Source organism: Mesorhizobium sp. M5C.F.Ca.IN.020.32.2.1 (genome assembly GCF_004023105.1).
In the GTDB taxonomy this organism is placed as follows: Bacteria; Pseudomonadota; Alphaproteobacteria; order Rhizobiales; family Rhizobiaceae; genus Mesorhizobium; species Mesorhizobium wenxiniae.
Window position 1 is genome coordinate 1 of record NZ_RZSX01000269.1, and the last position, 7,184, is coordinate 7,184.

General features: G+C 60.7%; 9 protein-coding genes. 7 read left to right on the forward strand and 2 right to left on the reverse strand.

The window, feature by feature from the left end:
* Nucleotides 1-51 precede the first annotated feature (51 nt).
* Both EOA86_RS15370 and hisB read right to left on the reverse strand, forming a co-directional pair.
* Entirely contained in the window at nucleotides 52-525 is a 474-nt protein-coding gene (locus tag EOA86_RS15370; RefSeq protein WP_128342400.1) for a DUF2628 domain-containing protein, read from the reverse strand.
* Between the two features lie 3 nt (nucleotides 526-528).
* The gene (gene hisB / locus EOA86_RS15375) at nucleotides 529-1,128 is read right to left on the reverse strand and encodes an imidazoleglycerol-phosphate dehydratase HisB (protein ID WP_128342402.1); all 600 of its coding nucleotides are present in this window, start codon (nucleotides 1,126-1,128) and stop codon (nucleotides 529-531) included.
* A gap of 224 nt (nucleotides 1,129-1,352) precedes the next feature.
* Here hisB and hslV point away from each other — a divergent pair, with 224 nt between their 5' ends.
* From hslV to EOA86_RS15415, 7 genes are all read left to right on the forward strand, one after another.
* Entirely contained in the window at nucleotides 1,353-1,904 is a 552-nt protein-coding gene (gene hslV / locus EOA86_RS15380) for an ATP-dependent protease subunit HslV (protein WP_029347417.1), read from the forward strand.
* A 73-nt stretch (nucleotides 1,905-1,977) separates the two neighbouring features.
* Nucleotides 1,978-2,493: a GNAT family N-acetyltransferase gene (locus EOA86_RS15385; protein ID WP_065011675.1), complete on the forward strand. Its 516-nt coding sequence runs from the start codon at nucleotides 1,978-1,980 to the stop codon at nucleotides 2,491-2,493.
* 38 nt (nucleotides 2,494-2,531) lie between these two features.
* On the forward strand, nucleotides 2,532-3,131 hold the full coding sequence (locus EOA86_RS15390) for a DUF2585 domain-containing protein (protein WP_095517453.1): 600 nt from the start codon (nucleotides 2,532-2,534) through the stop codon (nucleotides 3,129-3,131).
* Between the two features lie 4 nt (nucleotides 3,132-3,135).
* On the forward strand, nucleotides 3,136-4,449 hold the full coding sequence (gene hslU / locus EOA86_RS15395) for an ATP-dependent protease ATPase subunit HslU (RefSeq protein ID WP_065011538.1): 1,314 nt from the start codon (nucleotides 3,136-3,138) through the stop codon (nucleotides 4,447-4,449).
* A 255-nt stretch (nucleotides 4,450-4,704) separates the two neighbouring features.
* Nucleotides 4,705-5,664: a DUF1402 family protein gene (locus EOA86_RS15400; protein ID WP_127208705.1), complete on the forward strand. Its 960-nt coding sequence runs from the start codon at nucleotides 4,705-4,707 to the stop codon at nucleotides 5,662-5,664.
* Nucleotides 5,665-6,131: 467 nt separating this feature from the next.
* The gene (locus tag EOA86_RS40295; RefSeq protein ID WP_245497269.1) at nucleotides 6,132-6,890 is read left to right on the forward strand and encodes a hypothetical protein; all 759 of its coding nucleotides are present in this window, start codon (nucleotides 6,132-6,134) and stop codon (nucleotides 6,888-6,890) included.
* Between the two features lie 5 nt (nucleotides 6,891-6,895).
* A partial coding sequence (locus tag EOA86_RS15415; RefSeq protein WP_128342407.1) for a DUF4437 domain-containing protein occupies nucleotides 6,896-7,184 on the forward strand: 289 nt, incomplete at its 3' end.

The window sequence follows — 7,184 nt, forward strand, 5'->3', positions numbered from 1 at the left end:
GTGGCCGAGCGCAGGTTGCCCGAGCCGTAGTCGATGATCGCGGCCCGCATGTCAGGGTCTTCCGGGAGTGTGGTTCAACCCTAGCGCGATGCCCATATGTGTCGGCCGGGCATGGGCGGCGTCCGGAACGATGCGCGGCACTGGCGCTTGCTCGTCCGCTTGCGCTTCGGCTTCCAGCACATAGCGCGTATCGGCATCGTCGAGCCTGTTGGCCTCGACGACGCCCCATTCATGCCAGCCACGACGGCGCAGTCCGGCGATCCGCAAGGCCTGACCCTCCAGCCCGATATAGAGCGATACAAGCAGCGACAGCAGCGGGCCGGCCAGCCCAAGCCTCAGCCCTTCGGCAAGCATCGAAAGGAGGGCCATGGCGACAAACGCCAGTGCTGCCTCGATCCACAACCGGTGCCAGAGCAACCACAGCGGCGACACCAGGAAGCCGAGCCAGGAAAAACCATCCCGGACAAAGGTTACATCAGGCTTTTCGCCGCGGCCCGGCGGTTCCATCACGACATAGACGGCCATGGCCTATCCCTTCAGAGATCCCTTGGTGGACGGAACCGCATCCGGCTGGCGCGGGTCGCTTTCAAGCGCGAAACGCAGCGCGCGCGCCACCGCCTTGAAGCAGGTCTCGGCGATGTGATGATTGTTTGCGCCGTAGTGGTTGGCGACATGCAGCGTGATGCCGGCATTCTGCGCCAGGGCCTGGAAGAATTCGCGCACCAGTTCGGTGTCGAACGTGCCGATCTTCGGCGACGAGAACGCAACGTTCCAGACAAGGAAAGGACGGCCGGAAACGTCGATCGCCGCGCGCGTCAGCGTCTCGTCCATGGCGAGATCGACCGAGGCATAGCGCATGATGCCGCGCCGCTCGCCCAACGCCTTGGCCAGCGCCTGGCCAAGCGCGATGCCGGTGTCCTCGACCGTGTGGTGGTCGTCTATGTGCAGATCGCCCTTGGCCTTGACTGTCATGTCGATCAGCGAATGGCGCGACAGCTGGTCCAGCATGTGGTCGAAGAAACCGACGCCCGTCGAAATATCGGATTTTCCCGAGCCGTCGACCTGGACCGACACGGAGATGTCGGTCTCCCCAGTCTTGCGGCTGGCGTTGGCGGAACGGGGCGACATGACCTCATCCTTGTCCAGAGTTCAGACGTTCCAAGCGTCCACGTGCTTGAAAACGAGAGCCTTCTAGCAGCATGATCCGGCGATTGCCAGTTGCCATGCCAGGGGATATCGAGCCTGGCGGGTGGCTGGTTTGCAATCATCGGACCTATGCATACATATGGCCGATCAAGTCACTCGTAACGCGCCAATCGCCTTTTCGGGACCGGTGCTGATCGGAGCAGAAGATGTCGAATGAACTGACCATGCACGCCACGACCATCGTGACGGTGCGCAAGGGCGGCAAGGTGGTGATTGCCGGCGACGGCCAGGTCAGTCTCGGCCAGACCATCATGAAGGGCAATGCCAAGAAGGTGCGCCGCATCGGCAAAAGCGGCAATGTCATTGCCGGTTTCGCCGGCGCCACCGCTGACGCCTTCACCCTTCTGGAGCGGCTGGAAGCCAAGCTCGAACAATATCCGGAGCAATTGACGCGGGCCTGCGTCGAACTCGCCAAGGACTGGCGCACCGACCGCTATCTGCGCCGGCTTGAAGCGATGATGCTCGTTGCCGACAAATCGGTTTCGCTGGCGCTGACCGGCACCGGCGACGTGCTCGAACCCGAACATGGCGTCATGGCCATCGGTTCGGGCGGCAATTACGCGCTAGCCGCGGCGCGCGCACTGATGGACACCGACAAAGATGCCGAGGAGATCGCGCGCAAGGCGATGCAGATCGCATCCGACATTTGCGTCTACACCAACAACAACTTCGTCATCGAAACGCTCGATGCCGGCTGAACCGGCCGCTGGCCATGATCCCGAAAAGTGGAAACCGGTTTTTGCTCCACTGACCTTCGGTTCGGAGAAAATCATGGCCAAACAAGAAAATAGATACGATTTTCGGCCGGTGACGGAGTCGGACCTGCCGATGATTGCGGCATGGCTGGCCGAGCCGCATGTCGCGGAGTGGTGGGATGATCCCGAGACGGAGATCGCCCAGATCCGCCAACACATCGACAGTATTTCCGTCGAACCGCTGATCATCGAGCTCGATGGCGAGCCGATCGGCTACATGCAGAGCTACGACCCGCATCTGGAAGACGGCCATCCCTATAGCGACCAGCCGTTCGGTACGCTCGGCATAGATTTGTCGATCGGCAGGCCTGAGCTTATCGGACGCGGCCACGGCTCGGCAATTGTCCGGCAGTTCGTGGAACAGCTGTTCGAGGAAGGGGCGCCGCGTGTCATCATCGACCCGGATCCATCCAACGGACGAGCGATCCGCGCCTATGAAAAGGCCGGTTTCAGAGCTATCGATCGAAGGCAATCGGAATATGGCGACGCCGTGCTGATGGCAATCGACGCCGAAGAGGACGATATCGAATAAGGCGACGCCGAATAAAGCCGAAGAGGGGCAGTAACAGCATGAGCACAACCGGCGCCGACAAACCCGTCTCGGCCTATGAAGACAGCTGGCGGATGGGACTTCTGCTGGTCCTCGGCCTGATCATATTCCAGGCCGGAGTCCTTTACGGCATGGGCCGAACCCCGATCTGCACATGCGGCTATGTCAAGCTGTGGCACGGCATCGTGCAGAGTTCGGAGAATTCCCAGCATATTTCCGACTGGTACACATTCTCGCACCTCATCCACGGGTTCCTGTTCTATGCGCTGGCGTGGGCTCTGTTCCCGCGCTCGCCGATCGGGCTCAGGCTGGCATTTGCGGTCGTTATTGAGGGCGGTTGGGAACTTCTCGAGAACAGCCCGTTGATCATCGAGCGCTATCGCGCCGGCACGATCTCCCTCGACTACTATGGCGACAGCATCATCAATTCGGTGGCGGACACGCTGGCGATGGTGCTGGGATTTGTGATGGCGCGCAGGCTTCCTATATGGGTGATCGTGACCCTGGCCGTCATCTTCGAATTCGGTGTTGGCTACCTCATCCGGGACAATCTGACGCTCAACGTGATCATGCTGCTGCATCCGTTCGAGTCCATCCGGCAGTGGCAAAGTGGAATTTAGGAATATGAGCACATTCTCGCCCCGTGAAATCGTTTCGGAACTCGATCGCTTCATCATCGGCCAGAAGGACGCCAAGCGTGCCGTGGCCATCGCCCTGCGCAACCGCTGGCGCCGCCAGCAGCTCGAAGGCCAGATGCGTGAAGAGGTGATGCCGAAGAACATCCTGATGATCGGCCCGACCGGCGTCGGCAAGACCGAGATCTCGCGCCGCCTGGCACGCCTTGCCGGTGCGCCGTTCGTCAAGGTCGAGGCGACCAAGTTCACCGAAGTCGGCTATGTCGGCCGCGACGTCGAGCAGATCATCCGCGACCTGGTCGAGATCGCCATCGGCCTGGTGCGCGAGAAGATGCGCGAGGATGTCAAGGCGCGCGCCCATATCAATGCCGAGGAACGTGTGCTGGAAGCGCTCGTCGGCAAGACGGCGAGCCCCGGCACACGTGACAATTTCCGCAAGAAGCTGCGCGACGGCGAGCTCGACAACAAGGAGATCGAGATCGAAGTAAGCGACACCGGCACTGGCGGCATGCCCGGCTTCGAGATTCCCGGCATGCCGGGCGCAAATATCGGCGTGTTGAACATCAACGACATGCTGTCGAAAGCGATGGGCGGCCAGAAGACCAAGACGCGCAAGACGACGGTGAAGGAATCGTACACGGTGCTGGTCGGCGACGAGTCCGACAAGCTGCTCGACCAGGACGAGGTGGTGCGCAGGGCGCTCGAATCGACCGAAAACGACGGCATCGTCTTCCTCGACGAGATCGACAAGATCGCCTCGCGGGAAGGCGGCATGGGCGCCGGTGTTTCCCGCGAAGGCGTGCAGCGCGACCTGCTGCCGCTTGTCGAAGGCACAACGGTGGCGACCAAATACGGACCGGTGAAGACCGACCACATCCTGTTCATCGCATCGGGTGCGTTTCACATCGCCAAGCCGTCGGACCTGCTGCCGGAACTGCAGGGCCGACTGCCGATCCGCGTCGAGCTGCGTGCACTGGAGAAGGACGATTTCGTCCGCATCCTGACCGAGACCGAGGCCAGCCTGATCAAGCAGTACATCGCGCTGATGAAGACCGAGGGCGTCGATCTCGTCTTCACCGACGACGCCATCGATTCGCTGGCCGGCATTGCGGTTGATCTCAACGCCAGCGTCGAGAACATCGGCGCCAGGCGGCTGCAGACGGTCATGGAGCGGGTGCTGGATGAGATCTCCTATGACGCGCCGGACCGGCACGGCACGGCGGTGACCATCGACGCAGCCTATGTGCAAAAGCATGTCGGCGACCTGTCCAGAAACACGGATTTGTCGCGTTTCATCCTGTAGCAGGCAATCCATCCCACAAGAAATGGGCCGGGGGAGCCGGCAAGTTCTGAAACGTGTGGCCAAATGGAAGCATCTGGCCAGCTTTTGTCTTGCCCGGCGCAGGGGCCCTCGACTCCACTTCCAGCTTTACCTAGTTTGCCCGGCAACTACAGCGCCGCGCATCAGTTGGGCGTGCAAAGGGCGCTATACAGTTGGTTTTGCGCATGACCCCGAAGATCGATTCGGGGGATCATGCGCTTTTGCAGGCGGCGGCGCATGAAAAAACTGATCCTCGTCATTCTCGGGCTGACGCTGGCGACAGCCATGTTCGCCGCCGAAGCGGCGACGATGGTCCCGCCGGGCAACAGTCATGCCGAGCAGCCCAACATACCGGGCGCCTCGAGCCGGCGCACCCAAGCCACCAACACCACCTTCCAGGCAAAATACCGCAAGGTCTATGCGCTGCTGCAGCACGACGCCGGTCTTCGCGGCAAGATCAGCCAAGCGGCGGCGACCTATGGCATCGACCCGATGCATATCGTCGGCGCCATCGTCGGCGAGCACACCTACAATGTCGACGCCTACGACCGGCTGCAGACCTACTACGTCAAGGCGATCTCTTATCTGTCGAGCAAGCTGTCTTTCGCCTATGAAGGCGAGGACATCACCGATTTTATGCAGCGGCCGCAATTCCAGGAATGCGCCGGCAAATCGGACAGTTATGCGCTGTGGGAATGCCGCGAGCAGGTGTGGAACCAGTCCTTTCGCGGCAAGACTGTCGGCGGTGAGAGCTTCCCCGACGACCGCTTCGGCGCCACTTTCTTCCAGCCCTATTATGCCGGCCAGACTTTTGGCCTCGGTCAGCTCAATCCGCTGACGGCGTTGCAGATGAGCGATCTCGTGCACCAGGTTTCCGGCCTGCCGAAGCTCGACGTCGGCGATCCGAACGCGGTCTACAAGACCATCATGGATCCGGACCTGACATTGGATTATGTCGCTGCGACGATCCGGAAATCGATCGATGCCTACCAGAGCATTGCCGGCTTCGACATATCGGGCAATCCCGGCATCACATCGACGCTCTACAATGTCGGCAATCCGGAACAGCGTGCCCATGCGCTGAAGGCCGAGAACGACAGGCGCCGCGACGCGGGCGAACCGGAGAAGCTGCCCGAGGAAAATTACTATGGCTGGCTGGTCAACGACAAATTGCCGGAGCTGAAGGCGCTGTTTTAGTTGTTAAATCACGCTTGGTACCTGACGACCACAGCCGCCCTGGGGTGGAGCCCCTGTTGGTGAGAGCCGATACAAGAGCGCAAATGCGCCAATAAGCGGATGAGGCACTCGGCCAAGGAGCTCATTGCCCTTGATGCAATGCCCTTCATCCGCACTTAGGCTCGGGGTTCGCGCCTCACTTCGGAAGCCGTTCGTAAGCGCCTAAGTTGCCCAGGAGGGTTTCCTGTGGTCCGCTTGAAGGCACGGCTGAAAGCGGCTTCGGAAGCATATCCCAGGCGCGCGGCGATGGCTGGGATCGTCAGGCTCGGGTCAAGGAGCAGGCGTTTTGCTTCGCGCATTCGGAATTCGAGCACATAGCGGGCCGGCGATACCCCAAGCACATGTGAAAAACGTTCGGCGAAGGTCGACCGCGACATGGCCGCAGTTCTCGCCAATCGGGCCAGAGACCAGTTTTCCCCCGGTCTCGTATGGATGTCGAGCAGGGCGGGGCCAAGTCCTCGATCGCGCAGCGCAGCGAGCCAGCCTCGGCGATGATCATCGCTATCCCTGGCCCAATCGCGAACAATGATGCTGATGGCCGCATCAGCCAGACGGGCCATTATTGTGGCCGAGCCGACGCTTCCTTCCGCCATCTCCGCCGCCATTACCTCCAGCAGCATGCCGAGAGATGGGGTGCGGTTCGGTCCCTCGCGAAACACAAGTTTTGCGGGCATGGTCCCAATCAATCGATCGGCCAGCGGTTCCTCGAAATCCACGGTGCAGCAGAAAATGAGGGATCGGGCACCCCCGCCGCCGGTGTTGAGCGAATAGCTTGTGCCGGATATCTGTCTTGGCCCCAAGAGGGCGAGATCGGTCACCGCGCTCTCAGGGTCGTCGGCGATAACATGTTTGGTGCCATGTGGCAGGAGCACGACATCGCCCTGGTCCAGCCGCTCTGGTTCAGACCCCTCGATAAGCACCCAACAGCTGCCTTCGGCGACGAAATGGAAGCGAATTCCCTTTTGGAATTGCAGGCCGATGCCCCAAGGCCGCGTTACCTCTGCCCGGCAGTAACTCGCTTCCGCTGGCCTGAGATCACGCAGGAACTGTCCAAAAAGATGGACGACAGGATCGGCAGAATTGGATTATCGAGCATACATCTCGGACGCAGTATCATTGTTCGTCCGGCATTCCACAATAGGCTCTTCTCTGCTGCCAGTAGATTCGTGGCAACGTGGCAACATTGAGGGAGATGTCAGTGTCTTTTCCAAAGCTCGTGGCGGCGGTAGCCGCGGTTATTATCCTGCCGTCTCAGACTTATGCCCTGGAGAATACATACCTGCCAGTTGAGAAGGTGCCGTATTATGAGGAAATGCCTGACCAGCCCCACCGGCTGGGCCCCTTATGGGGCAAGCGCGATGTGGGTCCGGCTGGAACGCTGCTGAAAGTCCCGGGGGGATGGCAAGCACCGATACATGCACATACGGCAGACTATCAGGGCATTGTCATTGAGGGCACCTGGAGCCACTGGGTGCCGGAAA